This is a genomic window from Streptomyces sp. NPDC006326 (genome assembly GCF_040612915.1).
Taxonomy (GTDB): domain Bacteria; phylum Actinomycetota; class Actinomycetes; order Streptomycetales; family Streptomycetaceae; genus Streptomyces.
In genome coordinates this window covers 97501-121630 of record NZ_JBEXRC010000017.1, presented here as the reverse complement: position 1 = coordinate 121630, position 24130 = coordinate 97501, and the positions used below count along the sequence as shown (strand labels likewise).

The following is a 24130-nucleotide window of genomic DNA, read 5'->3' as shown; positions in this document are numbered from 1 at the left end:
CATAAATATTCAGTTGGAGCCAAGGTCAACCGGCTAGCGGGCCAGCTCTTCCTTGAGCGCCTGGAGGAAGCCGTCGACGTCCTCCTCCTGGGTGTCGAAACCGCACATCCAGCGGACGTGACCGGCGACCTCGTCCCAGAAGTAGAAGCGGTACCGCTGCTGGAGCCGCCGCGACACGTCGTGCGGCAGCTTCGCGAAAACGGCGTTGGCCTGCACCGGGTAGAGGATCTCGACCCCGTCGGTCTCCCGGACACCCGCGGCCAGCCGCTGCGCCATCGCGTTGGCGTGCCGCGCGTTGCGCAGCCACAGGTCCTTCGCGAGCAGGGCCTCCAGCTGCACCGACACGAACCGCATCTTGGAGGCCAGCTGCATCGACATCTTGCGGATGTGCTTCATCTGCCGGACCGCGTCCGGATTGACCACGACGATGGCTTCGCCGAACATCATGCCGTTCTTGGTGCCGCCGTAGGACAGCACGTCCACGCCCACCGCATTGGTGAAGGTGCGCATGGGAACGTCGAGCGAGGCCGCGGCGTTGGCTATTCGGGCCCCGTCCAGGTGGACCTTCATGCCGTTGCCGTGCGCGTGCTCGCAGATGGCTCTGATCTCGTCCGGGGTGTAGACCGTGCCCAGCTCGGTGTTCTGGGTGATCGAGACGACCTGCGGCATCGCCCGGTGCTCGTCCTCCCAGCCCCAGGCCTGCCGGTCGATGAGCTCGGGGGTGAGCTTGCCGTCCGGGGTGGGGACGGTGAGCAGCTTGAGCCCCGCCATCCGCTCGGGTGCCCCGCCCTCGTCGACGTTGATGTGCGCCGTCTCGGCGCAGATCACCGCGCCCCAGCGGTCGGTCAGCGCCTGGAGGGCGGTGACGTTCGCACCGGTGCCGTTGAAGACGGGGTACGCCTGGGCGTACGGGCCGAAGTGGCTGCGGATGATCTTCTGCAGGTTCTCGGTGTACTCGTCCTCGCCGTAGGCGACCTGATGGCCGCCGTTGGCCAGGGCGAGGGCTTCCAGGATCTCTGGATGAACCCCCGCGTAGTTGTCGCTCGCGAAACCGCGGACCGCCGGATCGTGGTGCCGGCGGGCATCGGTCTTCACGGTTGCGGAGTGAGCCACAGACGCTGTCCGTTCACATCGGTGGCGGGCCGGTCCCATACGCCGGCGATGGCCTCGGCCAGCTCCTTGACGTCGGTGAAGCCCGCGAACTTCGCATTGGGACGCTCGGCGCGCATCGCGTCGTGCACCAGTGCCTTGATCACCAGGATGGCAGCCGCGGCGCCCGGGCCTTCCTCGCCCCCCGCCTTGCGGAAGGAGTCGGCCATCGCGAGCGTCCAGGCCTCGGCGGCCGCCTTGCCGGCGTTGTACGCGGCGTTGTTGGCGACGGGCTTGTGCGCGCCGGACTGGCTGACCAGCACGTAGCGGCCGCGGTCGCTGCGCAGCAGGCCGTCGTGGAAGGCCATCGAGGTGTGCTGGACGGTGCGGATGAGGAGCTTCTCCAGGAAGGCCCAGTCCGCGAGGTCGGTCTCGGTGAAGGAGGCGCTGCCGCGCCAGCCGCCGACCAGGTGGACCAGGCCGTCCACGCGGCCGAACTCCTTCTCGGTCCGCTCGGCCCACGCCTTGGTGGCGTCGAGGTCGAGCAGGTCCACGGTGTCCCCGGTGACGGTGGCGCCGCCGTGGGCGTAGCGCGCCGCGTCCACGGCCTCCGCGAGCCGCGCCGGGTCGGCGTCGGACGCCACGACCACGGCGCCCGCCTCGGCGAGGCGGAGCAGGGTGGCGCGGCCGGCGGGCCCGCCGGCCCCGGCCACCGCCACCACGGCGCCGTGCAGCACGCCGTTGCCGTTTCCGGCGATCCCAGAGTCGTTCATCTGTGCAGCCTCCTGTGGGCGAACGCTCACGCGGCGGCCCGCTCGGCCGTCCCGGCGTTCACTGCAGTGATGCCCTTGGTGGAGGCGATCACTCCCTTGAGCTTCTTCGCGAGCGCCTCATAGAACATGCTCAGCGGAAACTCGTCGGGAAGCACGTCGTCCACGAGCTTGCGCGGCGGCTGCGTCAGGTCGAGGGCGTCGGGGCCCTTGGCCCACTTGGATCCCGGGTGCGGGGCGAGGTAGGTGGAGACGAGCTCGTAGGCCTTGAACCAGTGGACGAGCTTCGGGCGGTCGATGCCGGCCCGGTAGAGGTCCTCGATCTCGGCGCACAACTGATTGGTGACCTGGGGGGCGCGCATCCAGTCGATCTTCAGCTTGTTGTCCGTCCAGCGCACGACGTCGTGCTTGTGGAGGTACGCGAAGAGCAGCTGGCCGCCGAGGCCGTCGTAGTTGCGGTTGCGGTCGCCCGAGACCGGGAAGCGGAACATGCGGTCGAACAGGACGGCGTACTGCACGTCACGGCCGTGCTCGTTGCCCTCGGACTCCAGCTTCACGGCCTCCTTGAAGGCGGTGAGGTCGCAGCGCAGCTCCTCCAGGCCGTACATCCAGAACGGCTGGCGCTGCTTGATCATGAAGGGGTCGAACGGCAGGTCGCCGTGGCTGTGGGTGCGGTCGTGGACCATGTCCCACAGGACGAAGGCCTTCTCGCAGCGCTCCTGGTCCTCGACCATCCGCGCGATGTCCTCGGGCAGCTCGACGCCGAGGATCTCGACGGCGGCCTCGGTGACCTTGCGGTAGCGCGCGGCCTCGCGGTCGCAGAAGATGCCGCCCCAGGTGAAGCGCTCGGGGGCCTCGCGGACGGCGATGGTCTCCGGGAAGAGCACGGCGGAGTGCGTGTCGTAGCCCGGGGTGAAGTCCTCGAAGGTGATGCCGAGGAAGAGCGGGTTGTCGTACCGGGTGCGCTCCAGCTCGGAGAGCCACTCGGGCCAGACCATCTTCAGGACGACGGCCTCGAAGTTGCGGTCGAGGTTGCCGTTCTGCGTGTACATGGGGAAGACGACGAGGTGCTGGAGCCCGTCGGCGCGCTCGGCGGCGGGGTGGAACGCCATCAGGGAGTCCAGGAAGTCCGGGACCTTGAAGCCGTCCACGACCCACTTGCGCAGGTCCGCGACCAGCGCCTTGTGGTACTCGGCGGCGTGCGGCAGCAGCGGGGACAGCGCCTGGACACCGCTGATCACGCGCTCCACGGCGGCCTCGACCTGCGCCGGAGCCGGGGCACCGGCCGCCTCGAAGTCGATGGAACCGTCCTTGGCCTGCCAGGGGCGGATCTCCTCCACGGCGGCCTTGAGCTCGGGCCACGCGGGGTGGTCGACCACCCGCGCACCGGCGGTTATCACCGCACCGGCAGAACCCGGCACAAGAGTTTCCGTCATGTCACTTCCTCCACAGGAGAACCTCACGTCAAAGCAGCGTAAGCATGTAAGGCTCTCCTGTTCAAGTGGATGAGCGGGAAATTATCCTGCCTCACCCCCATCGTTACCGTAATTCTTCCCGCCATGCACCGTCCCTGCGACGGCTTCGGCGATCCGGCCGAGCGCGGAACGGGCTGCGGGCAGCACGCCGTTCAGCGCGAGGAAGCCGTGGAACATGCCCGGATGGTGGTCCCGGCGGGCCGCCGTACCCGCGGCGCGCAGGCGCCTTACGTACGCGGCCCCCTCGTCGCACAGCGGATCGCACCCGGCCGTGACCACGTGGGCGGGCGGCAGCCCGGCGAGGTCGGCCGTCCCCGGCGAGGCCAGCGGATGGCGCCCGTCGCCGCCGGGTCCGAGGTACTGCTCCCAGTACCAGCGCATGTGGGCGGCGGTCAGGAAGCAGCCCTCGGCGTTGCGCCGGTACGAGCCGCTGTTCTGGGCGGCGTCCAGCGCCGGATAGACGAGCACCTGGAGGGCGACGGCCGGTCCCCCGCGCTCCCGGGCGAGCAGCAGCGAGGCGGCCGCGAGGTTGCCGCCGGCGCTGTCCCCGGCGACCACCAGCGCGCCCGGAGCCCCGCCCAGCCCGGCGACGTGGGCGCCGGCCCAGTCCAGCGCGGCGTGGGCGTCGAGGGCGGCGGCGGGAAAGCGGTCCTCGGGAGCCCGGCGGTAGCCGACGGACACGAAGACGGCCCCGGAGGCCCGACAGAGCGCGCGCACGGTGGCGTCATGGCTGTCCAGGTCGCACAGGACCCAGCCGCCGCCGTGGCAGAACACCACGGTCGGCCGGGGGCCGGGCCACCGCTGCGGGTCGGGACGGTATACCCGCAGCGGCAGGGGCGGCGCTCCGGCCGGCCCCGGGATCTCCAGGTCCTCGACGGCGCCGACGGCCGGCCGCGGAAGGGCGGCGGCCGCGCCGGAGGCGGCGGCGAGGAGGCGGCGGGCCAGGGCGGCGTCCGTCACGCGCCCTCCGACGTCGGGGAAGGCGGCGGTCAGCGCTGCGGCCCAGGGCCGGGCGGCGGGGTCGAGCCGGTCGGTCGGATCGCTCACGGCAGCGCCCCTCACGCGCCGCGGAAGTGGGGGATGACCTTCTCGCCCCACTGCCGCAGGGTCTCCAGACAGGCCTCCTGCGGCACGGTGCCCATCTGGACCAGGCACATGATCTCGTCGGCACCGGCCTGCCGGAGCCGTTCGACGTAGGCGATGGCGTCGTCGGCGCTGCCGTAGGCGTGGTCGGCGTTGAACGTGGCGGTCGAGGTCGGCCGGACCGGGATGTCCTGCTCGTGCAGCCGGGCCACCACCTGCTCGGCGGCCCTGCGCAGCTCCGCGGCCTCGTCGGCCCCCGCGACCACCGCTTCGTCCGGGATGCCGGAGCCCCCGTACCAGTGGCCGATGGACTGGGCGAAGAACCGCTGTCCGCGGATGCCGATCCGGCGGGCCTCCTCGCGGTCGTCGAGGACGATGGTCGGGCAGAGCACCGAGAAGTGGTCGTTGACGACGGTGGAGACGAAGCGGGCGCCGTCCCGCCGGGTGAGCGCCCGGTCGTAGGCCGCCCGCATCCCCGCGATGGACTCGGGTCCGGAGAAGCCCATCACCAGGGCCCCGATGCCCAGCTCGGCGGCCTGCACGAGGGTTTCGGCGCGGCTGCAGGCCAGGAAGAGCGGAGGGTGCGGGGTCTGCCGGGGGCGCGGGAGGATCGGGTGCGGGTCGATGTCCAGCAGCTCACCGTGGTACTCCAGCTCGTCCTCCTGCCAGGCCTTGCCGATGATCCGCAGGGCCTCCTCGACCTCCTGCGCGGTGCGGTCCCGGTCCACGCCGCACAGGGAGGTCTCCTGTTCGGTGCCGCCGCGCCCGGCACCGAGGTCGACCCGTCCCCCGGAGAGCAGGTCGAGCATGGCGGCCCGCTCGGCGACCCGGACCGGATGGTTGAAGCCGAAGGGCATGCACACGACACCATGGCCGATGCGTATGGTGCGCGTCCGGGCCGCGACCCAGCTCAGGAAGATCTCCGGCGCGCTCATGTGGGCGTACCACTTCAGGGAGTGGTGCTCCACGGCCCAGATCCGGTCGAAACCCATCCGCTCGGCGAGCACGGCCTGCTCCACGCAGTCGTGGATGACCTGGTGTTCGCGCTCCACGGTGGGATCGGCGAGCTGCGCTTCGAAGATCACGGAGAATTTCACGGTGCCTCCAGGGTTGCGTCCCGTGCCCGGCCTTACTTCAATTCGGAATATGACTAGTAGTCAGATCTCGAAGAAGCAAGACCCACGGCGGCACGAGAAGGAGCGCGACGCGAGCGGGCAGGACCTGCCGGCCACGGCGTGGGCGGTGCTGGGCCTGCTGTCCTTCCCCGGGGAGCGCACCGGCTACGAGCTGAAGAAGTGGGCGGACTCCTCGCTCCGCTTCTTCTACTGGTCGCCCGCGATCAGCCAGATCTACTCGGAGCTGCGCCGCCTGGAGGAACTGGGGTACGCGGCCTCCGCACGCTCCGGCCCCGAGGAGGCGCGGGCCAAGCGCCGCTACGCCATCACCCCCGCCGGGCGCGCGGCCCTGGCGGGCTGGGCAAGCGACACCGCCGAGGCGGGGCCCCCGGTGCTCAAGCACGGGCTGCTGCTGCGGATCTGGCTCGGACACCTCGCCGAGCCGGAGCGGCTGCGCGCGATGGTCGGCGCGCACCTGGAGCGGACCCGGGCCGAGCTGGCCGCCGTACGGGAGGCCGCGGCGCACGCGGCCGAGGTGCCGCAATGGGCCTTCCCCGCCCTCGCGCTGCGCTGGAGCGAGCGCCGCCTCCTGGCGGAACTCGACCTGGCAGAGGCCCTGTTGGCGGATCTGGCGGAGCTCGCGCCGACGCGATCCGGCGCCGGGAGCGGCCGCCGTCAAGGCGGCGGGGACGCGCCCACGCACGGGTGACGCGGCGGGGCCCCGGACGGGTGTACGGCGGCGCGGAACCCTGGCGGGAACCGGCCGTCGGCTTCGCCGCGGGCTCTGCACGGCCGGTCCCAACGCTTCCGCGGCGCACTAGCATGCGTCCTCACCGCGCGCGGCCGGCAGGGACACCGCGACCGCGCGGGGAGCCGCCGTCGACGGAAGCGAGAGAACCTTGACTTTCCTCACCATCGGTCACCGCGGGGTCATGGGTGTCGAACCGGAGAACACCCTGCGGTCGTTCGTCCGCGCGGAACGCTCCGGCATGGACGTCATCTCCATGGATGTGCAGCTCAGCAAGGACGGCGCCCTCGTCGTCCTGCACGACGCCGAGGTGGACCGCACCACCGACGGCGCCGGGGCCGTCGCCGACCTGACCCTGGGGGAACTGCGCGAACTGGACGCCGGGGAAGGCGAGCGCGTGCCGGTCTTCGAGGACGTCCTGGACGCCGTCCGCACCCCGCTGCAGGTGTCGGTCCGGGACGTGGCCGCCGTCGGCGTGCTGGCGGAGCTGGTGCTGCGCCGGGACCTGACCGCGCGGGTGGAGGTGGCCTCCTTCCACGACGCGGTGCTCGCCGAGGCGGCCCGCCGGGTGCCCGGTGCCCGGACCGCCCTCTACGCGGACCTCGCCGGCGACGAGGCCGAGGACATCGTCGACCGGGCCCTGGCCGCGGGCGCCCGTACCGTCGCGCTGAACCTGCGCCGGCTCACCCTGGAGACGGTGGAGGCGGCGCACCGGGCGGGGCTGCGGGTGACCGGCTGGACGGTGAACACCCTGGAGCAGCTGCGGCTGGCGCGCGCCCTCGAACTGGACGGCGTCGCCACCGACTTCCCGGAGATCCGCAGCACCGGCCGGTTCACGGCCTGAGGTCCGGCGGGCGGCGGCGGAGCCCCGCCTGCGCCTCCCGCCGTCCTACAGGTCTTTGACGAGCAGTTCGAAGGCCAGGTCGTCGCGGAGCGGAATGCCGAAGCGCTGGTCACCGTAGGGGAAGGGGCTCAGCTCGCCGGTGCGCCGGTAGCCGCGGCGCACGTAGTAGGCGATGAGCTCCTCCCGTACGTTCACCACCGTCATCCGCATCTCCTTGGCGCCCCAGGTCTCGCGGGCGCGCCGCTCGGCCTCGGCGAGGATCTCCTTGCCGAGGCCGCCGCCCTGGAGTCCGGGGCGGACCGCGAACATGCCGAAGTAAGCGTGGTCGCCGCGGTGTTCGAGCTGACAGCAGGCGACGAGCTCGCCCGCGCGCTCGACGACGAGGACGGCGCCGTCCTCGGCCTCGATGATCGAACGGACCCCGGCCTCGTCGGTGCGCTGCCCGTCGAGGAAGTCCGCCTCCGTGGTCCAGCCGGCGCGGCTCGCGTCGCCGCGGTAGGCCGACTCGACGAGCACCACCAGCTCCGGTACGTCCGCCTCCACGGCGCTGCGGAAGCTCAGGGAGGCGGGGTGGGCGGTCGACATCGGGTGCTCCGTTCTGCTCGGTGGCATATGACATGCCCGGTGCGGCACCCAGAGCCTAACCCGGGGCGGCGTGCGGCCGTCCGGGCCTGGGCATCCCTTCGGTGACGACGACCAACCGGGGGGTTTTGCCGTGCACGGTCCGATGCCCTTTCCCGCCGTGTTCTCCGCCTGGCTGCTGGTGCTGCTGTGCGCCGTGAGCGGGGCGTACTGCCTGCGGCGGGTGACCAGAGCGGGCGGAGCGGACCGGGAGGCGCGCGGTGCGGCGGCGGGCGAGGCGCTGATGGGCTTCGGGATGGCGGCGATGGCCGTGCCCGCGGGCATCGGCGCCTGGGGGGCGCAGTTCCTGCTGGCGGTCTTCTGCGGGGTGGTGCTGCACGCGCTGTGGCTGCTGCGCGCCGGGGTGCACCATGCGCACCACCTGGTCGGTGCGCTGGCGATGGCCTACATGGCCTACCCGGCCTCCCTGGAGCCGACGGCGGCCGCCGGGCACGGGGGCGGTGCGGGCCTGCCGCTCGTCACCGGAGTGCTGCTCCTCTACTTCGCGGGGTACGTGCTGTTCGGCGGGGCTCGTCTGGTCGCGGTGGGCGGGGGCGGGCAGCCGGTCGCGGGCGGGCCGCCGGCGAGGTCGGCGGAGCTGGCGCGGGCCTGCCGACTGGCCATGGGGATGGGGATGTTGGCGATGCTGCTGACCATGTGAGGCAGGGGCAAACGTGTCCTGCGTCACCAATCCGGCGAGGGCGTACCCGCAGGTAGGCGCGCGCTCATAGGCTGGCGGCCATGATGGTCTCCGCGGCTCTCCTGTTGCTCGGCGTCCTGACCGCGGTGCTCGCGCCGCGCCTCCTGGCCCGGGCCGAATGGCCCGAGCGCGAACCGGTCGTCGCCCTGTGGGTGTGGCAGTGCGTGGTCGGTGCGGTGCTGCTGTGTTTCGCCCTGTCGATGGTGCTGAGTGCGGCCGCCGCCTGGCTGGCGGTACGGGGCCGGCTCTTCGCCGCCGCCCCGCACGGGGTGGTCGAGGCGTACGCACTGGGTCCGAGCGGCGGCCCGTGGGCCGTGGGCACGGCGCTGGTGCTCGCCGGCGGCGGGCTGTGGAGCGGGGCCCGGCTGACCCGGGAGGTGCTGCGGGCGCGGGCCGGCCGGCGGGCCCGGGGCGCCGAACTCCTCGTACGGGCGCCGCTGCTGCCCGGGGAGGTGCCGGCCGGGGCGCGGCTGGTGGTGCTGGAGGGGGCGCGGCCCGACGCCTGGTGGCTGCCGGGGGCGGCCCCTCAGCTGGTGGTGACCACGGCGGCGCTGGGCCGGCTCAAGGGTGCCCAGCTGGACGCCGTGCTGGCGCACGAGCAGAGCCATGCGGAGGCCCGGCACGACTGGCTGCTGCACTGCTCGCGGGCGCTGGCGGGCGGTTTCCCGCAGGTGCCGGTGTTCGCGGCGTTCGAGGAGGAGATGCACCGGCTCGTCGAGCTGGCGGCCGACGACGCCGCCTCGCGGCGGTTCGGGCGGCTCACCGTGGCGCTGGCGCTGGTCGGGCTCAACGAGGACCGCGGGGTGTTCGCGACGACGACGGACCCGCAGCCGCACGTGTCGGAGCGGGTGCGCAGGCTGCTGTCCGCGGCGCCGCGGCTCTCGGCGGGGCGCCGGGTGCGGCTGGCGGCGCTGGCCACGCTGGTGCCGGCGGTGCCGCTGCTCGTGGCGGTGGTGCCGGGGCTGACCGCGCTGGCCTGAGCGGCCTGCGGGGCCTCGGGTGAGGCCGGCCCGCCCCGCGCGTGCCCGGCCGTCCGGGGCCCCGGCCGGGTGCGAGGATCTTGCGCATGCGCAGCGAGCGGGTCAGGTGGACGGGGATCGGCTGCGCGGTGCTCGCCGCGGTCCTGACGGCGCTGGTGGTGGCCCGCTGGAAACCACTCCTCCGGTACGACGACGAGGCGGTGCTCCGGCTCCACGCGTACGCCGTCGGCCATCCCGGGGTCACGCGCCTGGTGCGGATCCTGACCGACTGGGTGTGGGACCCGTGGACCATGCGCGCCCTCGCCGCCGTGGCCTGTCTGTGGCTGTGGCGCCGGGGTGGGCGCGAGCGGGCCCTGCGGATCGCCGTGGCCACGGCGGCCGCGGCGGCGGTGCAGCAGGCGCTGAAGGCCGTGGTGGGGCGGGAGCGGCCGATGTGGCCGGATCCGGTCGCCACGGCGCACTTCGCGGCGTATCCCTCGGGCCACGCGATGACGGCGACGGTGGTGTGCGCCCTGCTGCTGTGGCTCCTCCCCGGTCCGGGCGCGCGGCGGGGGGCGTGGGTGGGCGCGGCGTGGGCGCTGGCGGCCGTCTCGGTGCTCGGGGTCGGCTTCACCCGGGTCTACGTCGGCGTGCACTGGCCGTCGGACGTGGTCGGCGGCTGGCTCCTGGGCGCAGCCCTGGCGGCCCTGGCGATCGCGCTCCCCCTGGGCCGACATCGGCCGGAAACCGGCGTGTCCTGAGGGGCGGGGCGTACCTGCTCTGGGCGATCCCCCGTGTCACCCAGAGCAGGCGACCCCGTGCGCTGAGTATATTGGCTGGGAGCCAGTCAACGCAGGAGTAAGCATGTCCCCGCGCAGCGCATCGGTCAATGAAGAATTGCGCAGACGTTCCCGGGAGCGGCTGCTCCAGGCCACGGTCGAACTCGTCGCCGAACACGGTTACGAGGCCACGACGCTCGGCGACATCGCCGACCGGGCGGGCACGGCCCGGGGCCTGGTGTCGTACTACTTCCCGGGCAAACGGCAGCTGCTGCAGTCGGCGGTGCACCGGCTGATGCACCTGACGCTGGACGCCGCCCTGGAGCGGGAGCCGCGCACCGACGACGGCCGCGAGCGCCTCGCGCGGGCCATCGACGCGATCCTCGGGCTGGCCCGCGACCAGCCGCTGCTGATGCGGACCCACATGGCGGGCATCCTGCAGGCCGAGGGTTTCGTGCAGTGTCCGGAGCAGCAGCGGCTGGCGCAGCTGCTCCGGGACACCGTCACCCGGTACGGCTCGGTGGACCCGGACACCGACTACCCGCTGCTGCGGGCGCTGCTGATGGGCGCGGTGGTGGCGGTGCTGCTGCCGGGCGCGCCCATGCCGGCGGCCCGGCTGCGGGCGGAGCTGTTCCAGCGCTACGGGCTGGACTGGGAGCTCGGCGTCCCGCCGGACGGCGGACCGCCCGGCGGAACGTTTCCCCTCAGTGGCGCGTAGGGTCCCGGGGCCGGCTCAGTGGTATGCGGGCTGGCTCTGGACGTTGAGCCGGTCCATGTACACCCACTTCGCGCTCTCGGTGCGCCAGTCGTCGAGACGGAGCACGTCGAGGCCCTTGGTGATGTCGTTCGAGTAGACGTGTCCGTTGTAGTAGTACGCGGACCAGGACCCGCCGAGGCCGAGGGCGTCCGTGGTGAGAGGGCCGCGCTCGAAGTAGCCGATCTCCCGGGGGCGGGCGGAGTCGGTGAAGTCCCAGACCGAGACCCCGCCCTGGTACCAGGCCTGGACCATGATGTCGCGGCCGGCGGCCGGGACGAGCGAGCCGTTGTGGGCCACGCAGTTCTCGGTGTCGGCCTGGAGGCGCGGGATCTTGAAGTAGCTGCGGAAGACGAGTTTGCGCTGGTCGCCGCTGCCGGTGATGTCATAGATCCCGTCGGCGCCGCGGTTCGGGCCGGTGGCCTCGTTGCAGGTGGCGCCGCCACCGCCGCCCAGCTCGTCGGTGAACACCACCTTGTCGGCCTTCTCGTTGAAGGTCGCCGAGTGCCAGAACGCGAAGTTCACGTTGTCCTGCACGCGGTCGATGACCCTCGGCTGCTCGGGCTTGCTGATGTCGAAGAGGATGCCGTCGCCCATGCAGGCGCCGGCGGCCAGGTTCTTGGACGGCAGCACCGTGATGTCGTGGCAGCCGGTGGTCTTGGAGACGCCGGGGTTGGTGGGGGCGCCCGGATTGCCGCCGTCCGGGAAGAGGACCGGGAAGGCGACGACCGCCGCCTGCGTGGGGGCCTTCTTCGGGACCTTCACCACGGAAATGCCGTCGTGCGGCGGCCGGCAGTCCGGGAAGGCCTCGTTCGGCGAGTACGAGGCCACGTACAGATAGATGTCACGGCCGCCCGGCACCAGGGTGTGGGTGTGGGAGCCGCAGTTGGTCTCGACGGACTTGATGTACTTGGGGTTCTTCTTGTCCTTGATGTCGAAGATCTTGATGCCCTCCCACGAGGACTTCTCCGTCGCGGGCTGCGAGACGCTGTTGCAGGAGTCGTCGCTGCGCGAGGAGTCGGTGGAGAGGAAGAGCAGGTCCCCGTAGACGGAGACGTCGTTCTGGCCTCCGGGGCAGAGCACCTGGCTCACGGTCTTCGGGGCCTTGGGGTTGCCGATGTCGTAGATCGTGAAGCCGTTGTAGTTGCCGGCGTAGGCGTACTTGCCCTGGAAGGCCAGGTCGGAGTTGATGACGCCGGGATAGGTGCTGGGGACGTTGGCCAGGGGTTTGACGTTGGCGCTGTGGACGACCTCGTCCTGGCCCGGGATCTCGCCGGGGGCGAGCTCCCGGCCGGCGTCCGCCCCTGCGGCCGGGGCGGCGCCCTGCCGGAAGGCGCCGCCCGGGCTTAAGTCGCCGGGGTCGGGGGTGGCGGACGCGGGGCCGGCCGCCAGGAGCGTGGCGAGGAGCCCGGCCGCGGCGGCGGCCACGGACAGGCTCCTGCGCCGCGCGCGGATGTGCTCTGGGGTCACTGTGCCCTCCCATCGGAGTCCGGTCGATTCCGTCCGGGGTGGGAACGGAACCTGGACCCCGGCAGTATGTTCCTTTCATGGACATGGCAAAAGGGTTACTCGGCCGGACCGCCGGGGCGGCCGTGGCCGCCGCGGTCCTGCTGGCACTGGCCGGCTGCCGGGGCGGCGAGGGCGCGGACGAGGGGAAGCACGACGGCGCGGCGGTCATCGCCCCTGGCAGACCGGGTGAGAAGGCCCGTACCCTCTCGCCGGACGAGGCGTCCCGGCGCCGGCCCGACGACAGCCCGAACGCGGCCGACCGGGCCTACGTCCAGCACATGATCGAACACCACCGCCAGGCCCTCGCCATGAGCGCGCTGGTCCCGACGCGGGCCTCGGCAGAACCGGTCAAACGGCTCGCCGAGCGGATCTCGGCCGCCCAGCAGCCCGAAATCTCCGCCATGCAGAAGTGGTTGGCGCGCCATCCGGCACCCTCCACCGGGGCGGGCGGCCACGACCACGGCGCCATGCCCGGCATGGCGAGCGAGCAGCAGCTGGCCGAGCTGGCAGGCGCCCGGGGGGCGGAGTTCGACCGGCTCTTCCTGCGGCTGATGACCGCCCACCACGAGGGCGCCGTGAAGATGGCCGGCGAGGTGCTGGCCGGCGGGAACAACGGCGCGGTGGAGGAGATGGCCAACGAGGTCGTGGCCACCCAGAGCGCCGAGATCCACCGTATGCGCGCCATGGGCTGACGGGCGCGGGACCGGGTGTCATGCTGGAGAACACCTGCGGGAGGAGCTCCGCCGTGCTTCGTGTCGCCGTCGTCGGTTCGGGCCCCAGCGGGGTCTACGCCGCTCAGACGCTGGTCCAGCAGCGCGAGGTGCCGGGCGTCCGGGTGGACGTACTGGACCGGCTGCCGGCGCCGTACGGGCTCGTGCGGTACGGGGTCGCCCCCGACCACGAGAAGATCAAGTCGCTCCAGGGCAGCCTGCGCACGGTGCTGGAGGACGAGCGGATCCGCTTCCTCGGCCATGTGGAGGTCGGCGGGCCCCGGCTGTCCACCGGGCGGCTGCTGGAGCTGTACCACGCGGTGGTGTACTGCGTGGGGGCGGCGCGCGACCGGCTGCTGGGGATCCCCGGCGAGGAGCTGGCCGGGGTGCATTCCGCGACCGAGTTCGTCGCCTGGTACAGCGGACACCCCGATACGGCGGCCGAGGCCTTCGACCTGGCCGGGGTGGGCTCGGCGGTGGTCATCGGGGCGGGCAACGTCGCGGTGGACGTGACCCGGATGCTGGCCCGCGGGGAACCGGAGCTGGCGCCGACGGACATGCCGCAGCCCGCCCTCGGCGTGCTCGCCGGCAGCGGGGTGCGCTCGGTGGCGATGGTCGCCCGACGCGGCCCCTCGCAGGGGAAGTTCACCACCAAGGAACTGCGGGAGCTCGGCACGCTGCCGGGCGTGGGCGTGCGGGTGGACCCCGCGGAACTGGCCCTGGACCCCGCCTGCGCCGACCCGGACGCCGCCGCCGCGCTGCCCGCGGTCGCCCGGCGCAACGTCGAGGTGCTGCGCGGCTGGGCGGAGCGGGACCCGGACGGGACGCCGCGGACCCTCGCCCTGCGGTTCTACCTGCGCCCGGTGGAGGTGCTCGGCGGCCCCGGCGGCCGGGTCTCGGGGGTCCGCTTCGAGCGGACGGCCCCGGACGGGCGGGGCGGGGTCACCGGAACGGGTGAGTACGAGGACATCGAGGCCCAGTTGGTGCTGCGCTCGGTGGGCTACCAGGGCGTCCCCCTGCCGGGCCTGCCGTTCGACCCGGCGACGGCCACGGTTCCGCACGCGGCGGGGCGGGTGCTGCGCGGGGGCCGGGTCTCGGTCGGCGAGTACGTGGCGGGCTGGATCAAGCGCGGCCCGACCGGGGTGATCGGCACCAACCGCCCCTGCGCCAAGGAGACGGCCTCCTCGCTGCTCCAGGACGCGGCTGCGCTGGCCCGCCGGGAGCTGCCGGACGACCCCCTGGACGCCCTGCGCGAGGCGGGTCTGGAGCCGGTGGAGTGGCCGGGCTGGCTGGCGATCGAGACGGCCGAGGCGGCCCTGGGCCGCTCCCTGGGCCGCGGCTCGGTGAAGATCCCCGACTGGACCGGCCTCCTGACCGCGGCCGCCGCGGACCGCCCGGCCGGTTAGGGCCCGTCTTCCGCGCGGGGGGGCTGGTGGCTCCACCAGCCAGACGGGACTTCGACGATCGCGACCTAGCAGTGCACCTCCCGTACCAGGTCGTCCAGCTCGGCGCTCAGGGCCCGGGCGAGGTCCGGGAGGTCGGGGACTGCCGCCTCGTCGGCGACCAGGCCGTAGTGGACCGTTCCCTTGTACGTGGAGACCGCGACGGCGAGGGAGTGGCCGCGGGCCAGGGGGGCCAGCGGGTACACCTCCCGGACGCGGCTGCCGCCGAGGGAGAAGGTGAAGCTCGGCAGCGGGACGCTCGTGACCAGGACGTCGAAGAGCAGCCGCGCGGCCTGGGCGACGAAGGGGCCGCCGAGGCGGTGGCCGAGCGGGTGGACGTGGTCCGCGAGCAGGGCGACGGCCCCGGCCCCGCGGGCGGGACCGGCCTCCTTGTTGCGGTCCATGCCGGTGCGGACCCGGTCCAGGCGGCGCAGCGGGTCCGGTTCGGCGAGGGGGAGCCGCAGCAGGTAGCCGGAGAGCCGGTTCCCGTACGGCTTGGCGCCGCCGCCCGGTCTGCGCCGGGACACCGGTATCAGGGCGCGCGGCCCCGCGCCGGTGGGCTCCCCGTCGCCGCGGCCGACGAGCCAGCGCCGCATCGCGCCGGCGACCAGTGCGATCAGCACGTCGTTGACGGTGCCCCCCGAGACCTTGCGGATGCGGTTGACCTCGTCCAGGTCGAGGGCGGCGCCCGCGACCGCCCTGGTCCCGGGCCCGGTCGGGACCGGAGCGGCCAGGGCGGCCGGGACGCCGACGGGCAGTCCGGCCCGGGCCACCGCGGCTCCGATCTCCAGGGCCTGTCCGACGTCCTGGAGGCGTGAGGCGAACGCTCCGGGGAGGCTGCGCAGGAGGGAACGTGCGGGCTGCCGGGCGGGGGCCGGCCGCTCGGGACCGGCGAAGGCGCAGCCCTCGTCGAAGAGGGCGGCGGCCAGCGCGAGGGCCCCGAGTCCGTCGGCGAGGGCGTGGTGGAACTTGAACAGCACCGCGAAGGAGTCCGGGTCGGGTCCGGCCAGTACGTGCGCTTCCCAGGGCGGCCGGTCCCGGTCCAGCGGGCGGGCCATCAGCGGCCCGGCGGCCCGCTGCGGATCGCCGGTCCGTACGAGGAACACGTGCCGGGCCGGATCGAAGTCCGGGTCGGGCGACCAGGCGGCCGCACCGACCGGCAGCAGCACGTCGTGGATCCGGCGGCGCAGTCCCGGCACGCCGGCGCAGCGGGCGGCGAGCAGCTCGGCGGCGCGGGCGGCCGCGTCGGGCCGGGGAGCGGTGCCGGGGCGGTCGGCGACGGGGCCATCGGCGACGGGGCGGTCGGCGACGGGCGCTTCGGTCCGCGGTGTCGCGTCGAAGACGGCGAGGGCTCCGAGGTGCATGGGATGGGTGACGGATTCGATCCGCCAGAAGGCGAGGTCGAGCGGGGACAGGTGCTCGGTGACCACGTAGTGCCTCTCGCGTGCGGCGGCAGGGGCTGAAAGTCAACTCCTACGCCCTCCTGCGATCAAGTAGCCACCCCTTTTCACACACCGTTGATCGATGGTGATCGGCTGGTCAGACCAGCGTCGCGCCCACCGGGCCGCTGTCGGTCGGGAGGTGCAGACTGGCCGGAAGGTGCTCTGCAGACGACCGGGACAACGCAGTCCGGAGGTGTCGGCCATGTCCGATGTGCTCATGCTCGTGGGGACCCGCAAGGGCCTCTTCATCGGCCGCAGGCGGGGCGGCGGCCCCTGGGAGTTCGGCGGCCCCCACTTCAACGCCCAAGCCGTGTACGCCGTCGCGCTCGACCGGCGGGGCCCGGCGCCCCGGCTGCTGGTCGGCGGGGACAGCGCGCACTGGGGGCCGTCGGTGTTCAGCTCCGACGACCTGGGGGCGAGCTGGCAGGAACCGGCCGCGCCCGCCGTCAAGTTCCCCAAGGACACCGGCGCCTCGCTGGAGCGGGTCTGGCAGCTGCATCCGGCCGGGCCCGAGGCCCCGGACGTGGTGTACGCGGGGACGGAGCCCGCCGCACTGTTCCGCTCGGCCGACCGCGGGCAGTCCTTCGAGCTGGTCCGCCCGCTGTGGGAGCATCCGACCCGCAAGAGCTGGGTGCCGGGCGGGGGCGGGGAGGGCCTGCACACGGTGCTGACCGATCCGGCCGACCCCGGTGCGGTGACGGTGGCGGTGTCCACGGCCGGGGTCTTCCGCACGACGGACGGCGGGGACAGCTGGACCCCGTCCAACCGGGGGGTCTCGGCGGTGTTCCTGCCGGACCCGCATCCGGAGTTCGGCCAGTGCGTGCACAAGATCGCCCAGGACGCCGGCGACCGCGGGCGGCTGTACCTCCAGAACCACTGGGGCGTGTACCGCAGCGACGACGCGGGCGCGCGGTGGACCGACATCGGCGGCGGGCTGCCCTCCGACTTCGGCTTCGCCGTGGCCGCGCACCCCCACCGGCCGGACACCGCTTACGTCTTCCCGCTCAACGCCGACTCCGACCGGGTTCCCGCGGAGCACCGGTGCCGGGTCTTCCGTACGCAGGACGCGGGCGCCACCTGGGAGCCGCTCACCCGCGGGCTGCCGGCCGAGGACCACTACGGCACGGTCCTGCGCGACGCCCTGTGCACCGACGACGCCGATCCGGCCGGGGTCTACTTCGGCAACCGCAACGGGGAGTTGTACGCCAGCCACGACGACGGGGACAGCTGGCAGCTGCTGGCCGAGCACCTGCCGGACGTGCTGTGCGTACGGGCCGCGGTGCTGGAGGCGTAGACCGGTGCCCGTGGCCGGGCGCGGCGGTGCAGCCAGTAGAGTGACCGCCTGTGGCAGCACGACCGTTGAACGAGATCGTCGAGCCGGGCTGGGCCCGGGCTCTGGAGCCGGTGGCGGGGCAGATCGCCGCGATGGGCGACTTCCTGCGCGCCGAGATCGCCGCGGGCAGAACGTACCTGCCGGCCGGGGCGCACGTACTGCGTGCCTTCCAGCAGCCCTTCGACGAGGTCAAAGTGCTGATCGTCGGCCAGGATCCCTATCCCACCCCGGGTCACGCGACGGGTTTGTCGTTCTCGGTGGCCCCGGAGGTGCGCCCCGTGCCGCCGAGCCTGGACAACATCTTCCGCGAGCTCCACGCCGACCTCGGGGTGCCGCGTCCGGCCAACGGCGACCTGACTCCCTGGAGCAGGCAGGGCGTTCTGCTGCTCAACCGCTCGCTGACCACCGCCCCGCGCAAGCCGAACGCGCACCGCGGCAAGGGGTGGGAGGCCGTCACCGAGCAGGCGATCCGGGCCCTCGCCGCCCGCGGCAAGCCGCTGGTCTCGGTCCTGTGGGGCCGGGACGCGCGCAACCTGCGGCCGCTGCTCGGCCCGCTGCCGGCGGTCGAGTCCGTCCACCCCTCCCCGATGTCCGCCGACAACGGGTTCTTCGGCTCCCGTCCGTTCAGCCGGACGAACGACCTGCTGGTCCGCCAGGGGGCGCAGCCCGTCGACTGGCGTCTGCCCGCCGCGAGTTGACCAAACCGTTGAACCGTATACGACATTCCGCGGATAAATAGGGACAAAAGCCGCCCGTCTGGGCCCTGCCCGAACACCGGGTTCCGGTGAACCAGTAGCATGCGGCGCCATGAGCTCCCCCACTGGGCCCGAACATGGCCTGCCCGTACGAATGCCGCGACCCCGCCAGACCGGGCGGCACCGCCGGCCCGAGCCCGCGGTGGCGCCCGAGGGCGCGCCCGCGCTGGTGCTCGCCGTGCCCGGTGTCCCTTCGGCCGCCTCGCGCGGGCTCGCGGAAGAGATCACCAGCATCGGACGCTCCGAGCTGCCCGGCCTGGACGCCCGTATCGGCTTCCTCGACGGCGTCGACGAGGAGGGCTCCGAGTTCCCGTCCCTCTCCGGCGTGCTGACCGCGGTCGCGGCCGAGCGGGCCGCCCGCGCGGAGTTCGCCCGGGCCGCCGGCCACGAGGTGCCCGCGCCCACCGGCCCGGACGCCGTGGTCGTCCCGCTGCTGGCCGGCCCGGACGCCGACCTGCTGCGCCGGATCCGCCAGGCGGTCATGGACTCCTCGGCCGCCGTCGAGCTGGCCGAGGTGCTCGGCCCGCACCCCCTGCTCGCCGAGGGCCTGCACGTACGGCTCTCCGAGGCGGGTCTGGCGCGCGCCGACCGCGCCCGCCTGTTCACCGTGACCACCGCGGCCGACGGCATCATCGTGGCCACGACGGGCGGCGAGGAGGCCGTGCAGGTCGCCGCGGTCACGGGCATGCTGCTGGCCGCCCGCCTCGCCGTGCCCGTCAAGGCCGCCGCGCTCGACCAGGAGGGTTCGGTGGCCTCGGTCGCCGAGCAGCTGCGCAGCGAGGGTTCCACGCAGCTCGCGCTGGCCCCGTACCTGATCGGCCCGGAAGCCGCCGAGGGGCTGCTGGACACGGCGTGCAAGGAGGCCGACTGCGCGGCCGCCGAGGTGCTCGGTGCCTACCCGGCACTGGGCAAGCTCGTCGTCACGCAGTACTCCGCCGCGCTCGGGCTCACGCTGGGCGCCGCCGCCCACTGACCGGTCCGTCCTGCTCGTGCGCGAGGGCCCGCTCCCGGGATTCCGGGAGCGGGCCCTCGTCCGTACCGGCCGGCGTCAGTAGACGGGGGCGAAGACCACGCAGGCGGCGGCGGGCACGGCCACCGATCCGGCCCGGCGCGGCTCGCCGGTGACGGGGTCCAGGTCGAACCAGGTGACGTCTCCGGACCACTCGTTGGCCACGTACAGCCGGCGCCCCGACGGATCTGTGACGAGATCGCGAGGCCAGCTGCCGCCGCAGCCGACCGTGGCGGTGACCTGCGGTTTCTCGGGTCCGTCGGCGAGCGAGAAGGTCGCGATGGTGTCGATGCCGCGCACCGCGGCCCATACGAAGCGCCCGTCGGGAGACACGGCGACCACGGAGGGATAGGCCCGCGGGGCGCCCGGAACGCCCTCCGGGGCGACCGGGACCTCCGACACCGGTTCCAGCTGCCCGGCGTCGCCGTTCCAGCGGCAGACGGTCATCTGCGGCTCCAGCTCGTGCAGGACGTAGACCACCTCGCCGTCGGGGTGGAAGGCGAGGTGGCGGGGCCCGGACCCGGACCGGAGCACCGTCTCGCCGTGCACGCGCAGCCTGCCGGTGGCCGGGTCGGGCACGCAGACCCGCACCGAGTCGGTGCCCAGGTCCACGGTCAGCACCCAGCGGCCGCTCGGATCGGGCCGGACCTGGTGGGCGTGCGGGCCCTGCTGCCGTTCGGGGTCCGGGCCGCTGCCCGCGTGCGCGAGGACGGCGGCGGGCCCGGAGAGGCTGCCGTCCGCGGCGAGCGGCAGGCTGCTGACGCTGCCGGAGGTGTAGTTGGCCGTCAGCAGCCGGCCGCCGGCCGCGCTGAGGTGGGTGGGCCCGGCGGCGCCGACCGGGACGGGGGCGCCGAGCGCGGTGAGCCCCTCGGCTCCGGTACGGAAGGCCAGCACGGCGCCCCGGTCGGCCTCGCTCACCGCGTAGAGCACCCGGCCGTCCGGGGCGAGGGCGAGGCAGGAGGGGTTCTCGGGAGTGGCGGTGACCGTGAGCGGGGTCAGCGCCCCGGTGGCCGGGTCCACGGCCGCGGTGGTGATCCCGCGGCCGCCTCCCGAGGTGAAGGAGCCGATGTAGGCCAGGTGTCCGGCGCTGCGCGCCGAACCCTGCGTTCCGGTCCCGCCGTTCACGTCGTCCACAGGTCGCCCTTCCGCCGTTCCCGCTCCGTGGGGCGACCGTAACAGAAGGTCTAGACCAAGTCCCGTCCTTGGGCCCGTTCCCGCGCGCCGTCGTGGTGCACGTACACCGTAGAGCTCGGACTGTCCTCGTACGTGCGGTGGAAGACCGGCGTGGCGGAACCGGAGATCGGCGGCACGATCCAGGACCAGTCCGCCCCCACGCCGCGACCCTTGCGTTCCTCCCGCTCCATGTGGGCGAGGAAGCGCCGGGACTCGGTGTGGTGGTCCGCGATGGTGACGCCCGCCCGGTCGAAGGAGTGCAGCACGGCGCGGTTGAGCTCGACCAGCGCCCGGTCCTTCCACAGCGAGCGGTCGCTGGACAGGTCCAGGCCTAGGCGGCGGGCGACGGCGGGCAGGAGGTTGTACCGGTCGGTGTCGGCGAGGTTGCGGGCGCCGATCTCGGTGCCCATGTACCAGCCGTTGAAGGGCGCGGCGGGGTAGTGGATCCCGCCGATCTCCAGGCACATGTTGGAGATGGCGGGGACGGCGTGCCAGCGCAGGCCCCAGTCCGCCCAGCCGGGCTCGTCGGGGTGCTCGATCGGCACCTCCAGCACGGCGTCCGGCGGGGTGTCGAACCAGCGGGGTTTGTCGTCGACTCCCTGGACCACCAAGGGGAGCAGGTCGAACGGGCTGCCGGCGCCGCCGGTCCAGCCGACGTCGAGCAGCGCCCGGGTGAGCGGGGCGTTGCGTGCGTCGCCGACCGTGACGGAAGGGTGGTCGCCGTAGCCCGCGTACCGGATCAGCTGCTCGCTCCAGATCAGCGGGCCGGGGCGCTCGGGGGCGTCGGGGGCGAAGACCGTGATGGTGGGTCTGACGCGGCCGCCGTTGGTCGCCTCGCGCAGGTGCTCGAAGCACTCGGCGGCGATCTCGTCCGCACCGGTGAGCTCACGGCGGTCGCGCACGCGCAGCGAGTTCCAGTAGAGCCTGCCTATGCAGCGGTTGCTGTTGCGCCAGGCGACCCGCGCCCCGTGCGCGAGTTCCTGCGGGGTGTGCCGGTAGGTGCCGGTATCGGCGAGCTCGTCCCGCACGGCGGCGAGGCGGGCCCGCGGATCACCGGCCTCCGGATTCTCCCGGTGGAAGAGTCGGATGAACTCCTCGGCCGCTTCCGCCACTTGGGTGGCGGTCGGGCGCTGTTGAAGTATTTCCATCCCGGGCGATTACCCCCTGTCCGAACAGATCCACCCTGTACGTGCCGGATGAATGTGCACTCAGCAATCACCCGTTGTACATGCCGCAGGTCAGCGCTGGACGCCCCGCGCAGGCGGAACACTCCCACCGGGTGATCGTCGCGCACCGGCCCGCCCGTCGGCGGCAAAGGGGCGTAGGATCCGCCGTTCCGGGGCCCGTGTGGTACAAGGGCCCCGCCGTCAGGCGCTGATGACCAGCGGCGCCCTGGGGTCGGTGCGCAGCGGGGCGTGGAGGGCCACCAGGGCGTGCTCCAGGCCGTGCAGGTGCACGAGGGCGGGCTCCTCGGCGGCCGGCCGGGGGTCGGCCGGAGCGGAGAGTTCCGCCACGCCGACCGGGGCGGTCAGCGCCTCGACCGCCGCCTCCACCCGCCAGCACGCGGCGGCCAGGCGGGCGTCGTGCGAGGCCTGCGGATCGGCGGCGACCGCCACCAGCCCGCGCACCTCCCGGGCACAGTCGTCGAGCAGTGCGAGGACCTGCCGGGCGCGGGCCTTGCGGGCCCGCAGCGGGCTCAGCGGGTGGACCAGCGGGGCGAGTGCCGTCCGGACGCGTGCCAGCAGGAGTTCGAGCTCGGCGAGGTGCGGGGCGGGGTCGGCGGCCGGGTTCCCCGCGAGGCGGTCGAGCGAGGCCGCGGTGGAGGCCCGTACGCAGTGCAGGGCGCGCTGGATCCAGGCGTCGTTCGCGGCATGGGTGGTCACCGGGAGGACGAACACCACGGCGAGGGCGGCGCCCAGGGCGCCGACCGCGGTCTCCTGGAAGCGCAGGAGCAGCAGTCCGGGGTGCAGGACCCCGAGGAGCCCGTAGAGCAGCCCGGCCATCACGGTGACGAAGAACATCATCCAGGAGTAGGAGGGGGCCGCGGTGTAGAAGATGCCGAAGACGCATACGGCGACCAGCGCGGCGGTGGCCGCGGGCGCGCCGTGCAGGGGGACGGCGACGAGCAGTCCGGCGGCGATGCCGAGGACGGTGCCGAGGACCCGGCGGAAGCCCCGGACGAGGGTTTCGCCCCGGGAGGCGGTGTTGACGAAGATCCACCAGGCGGTTCCGACGGCCCAGTACCAGCGGTCCTCCGACAGCGCCTGGCCGATCCCCAGGGCGAACGCGCAGGCGGCGGTGGCCTGGAAGGCCTGCCGCGTGGTCGGCCGCGCCAGTCCGGTGCCGGGCAGCGGCGGGGGTGCGGCGGCCGGAGGGGTCCTGCGCTCGATGGGCCACACGGCGAACCGGACCGCCCCCGCGGACAGCAGCGCCAGCCCGACGGCGGCGTACAGCTCGGGCAGCTGCCCGGGTACCGCGTGCAGGAACTGCGTGACGAAGAACATCATGAAGCCGAAGATCCCCAGGGCGTGCCCGCGCGGCCCGAAGCGGCGGGCGTGGACCCCGGCGAAGACGACGGCGAGGAAGGCGGTGTCCCGCGCCAGGGGCATCCCGTGCAGGGTGGTGGCCAGGGCGAGGACGGGGAAACCGGCCGCGGGAAGCAGGGCGGTGGTCACCCGCTGGGCGCGGACGGTGGAATCGGCGACGGTGAACAGGGCGAGCAGGGCCGCGAGGCCTCCGGTGATGGAGGCGGTGAGCGAGAGGCCGCAGAGCTCGGCCACGGCCACGGCGCAGGCGACGCCGATCACGGCACGCAGGGAGTTGCGCAGTCTCAGACGCCCCGGATCCGGAGCCACGAACATCCTCTTCACGGCGGTGTGCCGCCCCCCTTGCAGTGGTGCGCGCCGGCCCGGCGGCGGCCCGGGGGTGGTGGGCGGCGGACGGGCACGGCGAAGGCACCGCGCTCCGGACCGGCCTCGTTGCCGTCCGGCGCTGCGCGGCGCCGAAAGTACATGGATACGCCACACATAACCACGGGCCGACCCACTGGCTCAAGTCTCGGCGTCGCCACTGGGCCATTGGCGCAGCCGGAAAGGCAGGTTCTCGGCCAGGGCGGGGCCAATGCACCATCGGCCGGGCGGCCCCGCGCACGGACCCCGGACCTGCGGCCTGCTCAGGGGCGGGCGTTCCAGGCCGCGATCACCGGGAGGCCGTGCTCGGTGGACAGGGTGCTCACCGTGCCGGTGCGGAGCAGGAACAGGCGGCCGTCCTCGGGCGGCAGCCCCAGGTAGCGGGCCGTCAGGACGCGCAGGAAGTGGCCGTGCGCGACGAGGACGGCGTCGCCCCGGTCCTCCCGCAGGACGGGGGCGACGCGGGCCAGGACCCGGTCGGCCCGGGCGCCGACCTGTGCTGCGTCCTCACCGGGGTGTTCGGCGTCGCCGGGCGGGACGCCGTCCGTCCACAGGGACCAGCCGGGGCGGGTCCGCCGGATCTCCGCCGTGGTCACCCCCTCGTAGCCGCCGTAGTCCCACTCGTACAGGTCCGGGTCCGTGCTGCCGTCGCCCAGCCCGGCGAGCTCGGCGGTGGCGACGGCCCGGCGCAGGGGGCTGGTCAGCACCCGGGCCGGGTGCCGGCCGTGGAAGAAGGGGGCAAGGGAGAGGGCCTGCTCGACTCCGGCCGCGGTCAGCGGCACGTCCGTGCGGCCGGTGTGCCGCCCGGAGGCGCTCCAGGCCGTCTCTCCGTGCCTCACCAGCAGCAGGTCGCTCATGCTTCGGACGATAGCGGCGGGCCCCGCCCGGCGCGCCTCACCGGGTACCGGCCC

23 protein-coding genes are annotated in these 24130 nt (G+C 73.7%); 11 read left to right on the top strand and 12 right to left on the bottom strand.

Annotation, left to right across the window (positions count from 1 at the left end; all coding sequences use genetic code 11):
• Nucleotides 1–33: 33 nt before the first annotated feature.
• The 5 genes from ABZ128_RS16060 to ABZ128_RS16040 form a co-directional block, all read right to left on the bottom strand.
• On the bottom strand, nucleotides 34–1095 hold the full coding sequence (locus ABZ128_RS16060; RefSeq protein ID WP_356848873.1) for a low specificity L-threonine aldolase: 1062 nt from the start codon (nucleotides 1093–1095) through the stop codon (nucleotides 34–36).
• Nucleotides 1092–1862 (bottom strand): SDR family NAD(P)-dependent oxidoreductase, encoded by a 771-nt coding sequence (locus ABZ128_RS16055; protein WP_356848872.1) that lies wholly within the window; start codon nucleotides 1860–1862, stop codon nucleotides 1092–1094. Before ABZ128_RS16055 ends, ABZ128_RS16060 begins: the two co-directional genes overlap by 4 nt.
• Before the next feature lie 26 nt (nucleotides 1863–1888).
• Nucleotides 1889–3295, bottom strand: a complete 1407-nt coding sequence (locus tag ABZ128_RS16050) for a DUF6421 family protein (protein WP_356848871.1) — start codon at nucleotides 3293–3295, stop codon at nucleotides 1889–1891.
• Nucleotides 3296–3376: 81 nt separating this feature from the next.
• The gene (locus ABZ128_RS16045) at nucleotides 3377–4381 is read right to left on the bottom strand and encodes an alpha/beta hydrolase (RefSeq protein ID WP_356848869.1); all 1005 of its coding nucleotides are present in this window, start codon (nucleotides 4379–4381) and stop codon (nucleotides 3377–3379) included.
• An 11-nt stretch (nucleotides 4382–4392) separates the two neighbouring features.
• Nucleotides 4393–5514, bottom strand: coding sequence for an LLM class flavin-dependent oxidoreductase (locus ABZ128_RS16040; RefSeq protein WP_356848868.1), 1122 nt, complete (start codon nucleotides 5512–5514; stop codon nucleotides 4393–4395).
• Between the two features lie 49 nt (nucleotides 5515–5563).
• Between ABZ128_RS16040 and ABZ128_RS16035 the strand changes: the two genes are divergently transcribed.
• Nucleotides 5564–6241, top strand: coding sequence for a PadR family transcriptional regulator (locus tag ABZ128_RS16035; protein WP_356848867.1), 678 nt, complete (start codon nucleotides 5564–5566; stop codon nucleotides 6239–6241).
• A 190-nt stretch (nucleotides 6242–6431) separates the two neighbouring features.
• Nucleotides 6432–7124, top strand: coding sequence for a glycerophosphodiester phosphodiesterase family protein (locus ABZ128_RS16030; RefSeq protein ID WP_356848865.1), 693 nt, complete (start codon nucleotides 6432–6434; stop codon nucleotides 7122–7124).
• 45 nt (nucleotides 7125–7169) lie between these two features.
• Here the strand turns inward: ABZ128_RS16030 and ABZ128_RS16025 are convergent, their stop codons facing one another.
• Nucleotides 7170–7709: a GNAT family N-acetyltransferase gene (locus tag ABZ128_RS16025; RefSeq protein WP_356848864.1), complete on the bottom strand. Its 540-nt coding sequence runs from the start codon at nucleotides 7707–7709 to the stop codon at nucleotides 7170–7172.
• 142 nt (nucleotides 7710–7851) lie between these two features.
• Between ABZ128_RS16025 and ABZ128_RS16020 the strand changes: the two genes are divergently transcribed.
• The 4 genes from ABZ128_RS16020 to ABZ128_RS16005 all read left to right on the top strand — a co-directional run bounded on the left by ABZ128_RS16020 (nucleotide 7852) and on the right by ABZ128_RS16005 (nucleotide 10901).
• On the top strand, nucleotides 7852–8406 hold the full coding sequence (locus tag ABZ128_RS16020; protein ID WP_356848863.1) for a DUF5134 domain-containing protein: 555 nt from the start codon (nucleotides 7852–7854) through the stop codon (nucleotides 8404–8406).
• A gap of 80 nt (nucleotides 8407–8486) precedes the next feature.
• Nucleotides 8487–9425 (top strand): M48 family metalloprotease, encoded by a 939-nt coding sequence (locus ABZ128_RS16015; protein ID WP_356848862.1) that lies wholly within the window; start codon nucleotides 8487–8489, stop codon nucleotides 9423–9425.
• 86 nt (nucleotides 9426–9511) lie between these two features.
• On the top strand, nucleotides 9512–10165 hold the full coding sequence (locus ABZ128_RS16010; RefSeq protein ID WP_356848861.1) for a phosphatase PAP2 family protein: 654 nt from the start codon (nucleotides 9512–9514) through the stop codon (nucleotides 10163–10165).
• Nucleotides 10166–10268: 103 nt separating this feature from the next.
• Nucleotides 10269–10901, top strand: coding sequence for a helix-turn-helix domain-containing protein (locus tag ABZ128_RS16005; protein WP_356848859.1), 633 nt, complete (start codon nucleotides 10269–10271; stop codon nucleotides 10899–10901).
• A gap of 15 nt (nucleotides 10902–10916) precedes the next feature.
• Here ABZ128_RS16005 and ABZ128_RS16000 read toward each other — a convergent pair whose 3' ends face one another.
• The gene (locus tag ABZ128_RS16000) at nucleotides 10917–12407 is read right to left on the bottom strand and encodes a hypothetical protein (RefSeq protein ID WP_356848857.1); all 1491 of its coding nucleotides are present in this window, start codon (nucleotides 12405–12407) and stop codon (nucleotides 10917–10919) included.
• A gap of 77 nt (nucleotides 12408–12484) precedes the next feature.
• On the opposite strand from ABZ128_RS16000, the gene ABZ128_RS15995 reads away from it, so the two are divergent.
• On the top strand, nucleotides 12485–13138 hold the full coding sequence (locus ABZ128_RS15995; RefSeq protein WP_356848856.1) for a DUF305 domain-containing protein: 654 nt from the start codon (nucleotides 12485–12487) through the stop codon (nucleotides 13136–13138).
• Nucleotides 13139–13191: 53 nt separating this feature from the next.
• Entirely contained in the window at nucleotides 13192–14562 is a 1371-nt protein-coding gene (locus tag ABZ128_RS15990; protein WP_356848854.1) for an FAD-dependent oxidoreductase, read from the top strand.
• 65 nt (nucleotides 14563–14627) lie between these two features.
• Here ABZ128_RS15990 and ABZ128_RS15985 read toward each other — a convergent pair whose 3' ends face one another.
• Nucleotides 14628–16028, bottom strand: a complete 1401-nt coding sequence (locus ABZ128_RS15985) for a wax ester/triacylglycerol synthase family O-acyltransferase (RefSeq protein WP_356848852.1) — start codon at nucleotides 16026–16028, stop codon at nucleotides 14628–14630.
• A 214-nt stretch (nucleotides 16029–16242) separates the two neighbouring features.
• On the opposite strand from ABZ128_RS15985, the gene ABZ128_RS15980 reads away from it, so the two are divergent.
• The 3 genes from ABZ128_RS15980 to ABZ128_RS15970 all read left to right on the top strand — a co-directional run bounded on the left by ABZ128_RS15980 (nucleotide 16243) and on the right by ABZ128_RS15970 (nucleotide 19101).
• Nucleotides 16243–17334 (top strand): exo-alpha-sialidase, encoded by a 1092-nt coding sequence (locus ABZ128_RS15980; protein WP_356848851.1) that lies wholly within the window; start codon nucleotides 16243–16245, stop codon nucleotides 17332–17334.
• Nucleotides 17335–17384: 50 nt separating this feature from the next.
• Nucleotides 17385–18071, top strand: a complete 687-nt coding sequence (locus ABZ128_RS15975) for a uracil-DNA glycosylase (protein WP_356848850.1) — start codon at nucleotides 17385–17387, stop codon at nucleotides 18069–18071.
• A gap of 109 nt (nucleotides 18072–18180) precedes the next feature.
• On the top strand, nucleotides 18181–19101 hold the full coding sequence (locus ABZ128_RS15970; protein ID WP_356848849.1) for a hypothetical protein: 921 nt from the start codon (nucleotides 18181–18183) through the stop codon (nucleotides 19099–19101).
• A gap of 75 nt (nucleotides 19102–19176) precedes the next feature.
• Here the strand turns inward: ABZ128_RS15970 and ABZ128_RS15965 are convergent, their stop codons facing one another.
• From ABZ128_RS15965 to ABZ128_RS15950, 4 genes are all read right to left on the bottom strand, one after another.
• Nucleotides 19177–20271, bottom strand: coding sequence for a lactonase family protein (locus tag ABZ128_RS15965; protein WP_356848848.1), 1095 nt, complete (start codon nucleotides 20269–20271; stop codon nucleotides 19177–19179).
• 50 nt (nucleotides 20272–20321) lie between these two features.
• Nucleotides 20322–21458: a nitric oxide synthase oxygenase gene (locus ABZ128_RS15960; protein ID WP_356848847.1), complete on the bottom strand. Its 1137-nt coding sequence runs from the start codon at nucleotides 21456–21458 to the stop codon at nucleotides 20322–20324.
• A 219-nt stretch (nucleotides 21459–21677) separates the two neighbouring features.
• Nucleotides 21678–23171, bottom strand: coding sequence for an FUSC family protein (locus tag ABZ128_RS15955; protein WP_356848889.1), 1494 nt, complete (start codon nucleotides 23169–23171; stop codon nucleotides 21678–21680).
• A 311-nt stretch (nucleotides 23172–23482) separates the two neighbouring features.
• The gene (locus tag ABZ128_RS15950) at nucleotides 23483–24076 is read right to left on the bottom strand and encodes a histidine phosphatase family protein (protein WP_356848845.1); all 594 of its coding nucleotides are present in this window, start codon (nucleotides 24074–24076) and stop codon (nucleotides 23483–23485) included.
• Nucleotides 24077–24130 lie beyond the last annotated feature (54 nt).